The sequence below is a fragment of the Streptomyces sp. genome (assembly GCF_031181555.1).
GTDB lineage: Bacteria > Actinomycetota > Actinomycetes > Streptomycetales > Streptomycetaceae > Streptomyces > Streptomyces fimbriatus.
On the sequence record NZ_JAPSKQ010000274.1, the window covers coordinates 2,461 to 5,160 of the forward strand.

The following is a 2,700-nucleotide window of genomic DNA, read 5'->3' on the forward strand; positions in this document are numbered from 1 at the left end:
ATGGCCCGGGCCGGCGCGGACATCCGTGCGCGGCTCGGGCCCGCGTCCGTGGTGGTCGCCAACGCGGGCGTGGCCGAGGGCGGTCCGTTCGCCGAGTCCGACCCCGCGGTGTGGCGCCGGGTGGTCGGGGTGAACCCGGTGGGCGGCGCCGCGACCGCACGGACGTTCACCGGGGACCCGTTCGACACGTGCGGTTGCTTCCTCCAGGTCGCGTCGCCCGCTTCCCCCGGTGCGGCGCCGACGATGAGCGCGTACTGCGCCTCGAAGGCGGGTGTCGGGTCGTTCGCCCACGCGCTGCGGGCCGAGGTGGCCCACCGGCGCGTGGGCGTCGGCGCCGCCTGCACCGACTGGACCGACACCGGCATGGTCCGTGACGCCGACGAGTACGCGGTGCTGCGCGAGCTCCGTGGTCACATGCCGCGGCCGGCGCGCAAGGTCCACCCCGTCGGGCACGTGGCGGGCCGGCTGGCCACCCGGTCGAACGGCGTCGCCCGTCGGTCCACGTGCCTCCGCTGGCTCCGGTCGGCCCGGCTCATACGTGCCGCGATGCCGCCGGTGGTGACGATGCTCCCCCGGCGCGAACCGCCACGCCTGGCCGCCGTCGAACCGTTTCGGCCGACGGGGCTGCCCGGCTCCGGTGGTCGGGCCGACCGGGCGGCCTCCCGCTCCGGGCGCGGTCGGCCGGGCGGCGTCCGCCTCCGCGTCACGGTCGCCGACCGCGTGAGCGGAACAGGCGCGGTCGCCCTGCTGCGGCCATGATCGGAGGGACGGGCGGGTTGGACCGCACACGTGAGAGGAGCACTCGTGGCCGCCATGGACGGACAGCGGAACGGCGAGCGGCTGCACTGCCTGGTCACCGGGGCCTCCGGGTACATCGGTGGACGTCTGGTGCCTGAACTCCTGCGGGCCGGACACCGGGTCCGCTGCCTGGCCCGCTCCCCCGACAAGCTCCGCGACCACCCCTGGGCCCAGGACACCGAGACCGTCCGCGGTGATGTCACGGACGCCGCCTCCGTCGCCGAGGCCCTGCGCGGAATCGATGTCGCGTACTACCTGGTGCACGCACTCGGAACCGGCTCCGGTTTCGAGGAGACGGACCGTCGCGCCGCCCGGATCTTCGCCGAGCAGGCGCACGCCGCCGGAGTGGAACGGATCGTCTACCTCGGCGGACTCACCCCGAAGGGCGTACCCGAGCGTTCCCTCTCCCCGCACCTGCGTTCCAGGGCCGAGGTCGGCCGCGTCTTCCTGGACTCCCCCGTGCCTGCCACGGTGCTGAGGGCGGCGGTCGTCATCGGCTCGGGGTCGGCGTCGTTCGAGATGCTGCGCTACCTCACCGAGCGCCTGCCCGTGATGGTGACCCCCAGTTGGGTGCACACGCGCACTCAGCCGATCGGGATCCGTGACGTACTGCGCTACCTCGTCGGCTCGGCCACCATGCCGTCCGACGTCGACCGGGCCTTCGACATCGGCGGGCCGGACGTCCTGACCTACCGGGAGATGATGCGCCGTTACGCCGCGGTCGCCGGGCTGCGGCGGCGGCTCATCGTGCCGGTGCCGGTCCTCACCCCGGGGCTCTCGAGCCACTGGGTGGGCCTGGTCACCCCCGTGCCCGCCGCCATCGCCCGGCCGCTGACCGAGTCGCTGCGCCACGAGGTCGTCTGCCGCGAACACGACATCGCCCGCTACGTGCCCGACTCCCCGGGCCGGCCGCTGCCCTTCGACGAGGCCCTGGTCCTGGCCCTGCGCAAGGTCCGGGACGCGCAGGTGGCCACCCGCTGGTCGTCCGCCGCCGTCCCCGGCGCCCCCAGCGACCCGCTGCCCACCGACCCCGACTGGGCCGGCGGCAGCCTCTACCGGGACGAACGGCAGTTGTCGGTCGACGCGTCCCGCGCGTCGCTGTGGAAGGTCATCGAGGGCATCGGCGGCGACAACGGCTGGTACTCCTTCCCCCTCGCCTGGGCGGCCCGGGGCTGGCTGGACCGGTTCGTCGGCGGGGTCGGCCTGCGCCGCGGACGACGCGACGCCGAGCGCCTGCGGGTCGGCGACTCACTGGACTTCTGGCGCGTCGAGGAGATCGAGCCGGGCCATCTGCTGCGGCTGCGGGCCGAGATGCGGCTGCCCGGACTCGCCTGGCTGGAGATGTGCGCCGAAACGGACACCGACGGTCGCACCCGGTACCGCCAGCGCGCGCTGTTCCATCCACGGGGACTGCTGGGCCACGCCTACTGGTGGAGCGTCTCGCCGTTCCACGCCGTCGTCTTCGGCGGCATGGCCCGCAACATCGCGCAGGCCGCCGCCAAAGGCATGAGCGCACACGGACGAACACGGCGCACCGGACGCGTCCGCCCCGCGAAGCGCTTCCGTCACTAGTGCCGCGGCACCGCCTCGGCCCACCAGGAGCGACGGCATGACCCGCGCGGGCGTGGCTGAGGAGAGCGGGGCAGGCCGTGCACGGGTCCTTCGGCGGCCGGCCCGGTCCCCCGCTTCCTCAGTCCCGGGCGACGGCGGACCGGGCCGCACCGCCATGACCCGGCCGCCGCTGGGCCGATGGAGTGACCGTCGTCCGGACGGCCCGCCCACCGGGCAGGAATCAGCGCATCCGTACAGGGGCACGCGGCCGAAGCGACGCTGTGCAGACGGCCGGGAGTGAGAAGGGGTTGTGCATGCTGGGACTGCGGCCCACGGTGGCCGAACCGGTCG

Annotated in this window: 2 protein-coding genes; both read left to right on the forward strand. The window is 74.7% G+C overall.

The genetic code is table 11. From position 1 onward, the window contains the following. A partial coding sequence (locus RIM90_RS30475) for an SDR family NAD(P)-dependent oxidoreductase (RefSeq protein WP_309063971.1) occupies positions 1 to 759 on the forward strand: 759 nt, incomplete at its 5' end. Between the two features lie 54 nt (positions 760 to 813). Continuing rightward, on the forward strand, positions 814 to 2,370 hold the full coding sequence (locus tag RIM90_RS30480; protein ID WP_309063973.1) for an SDR family oxidoreductase: 1,557 nt from the start codon (positions 814 to 816) through the stop codon (positions 2,368 to 2,370). Positions 2,371 to 2,700: the final 330 nt, after the last annotated feature.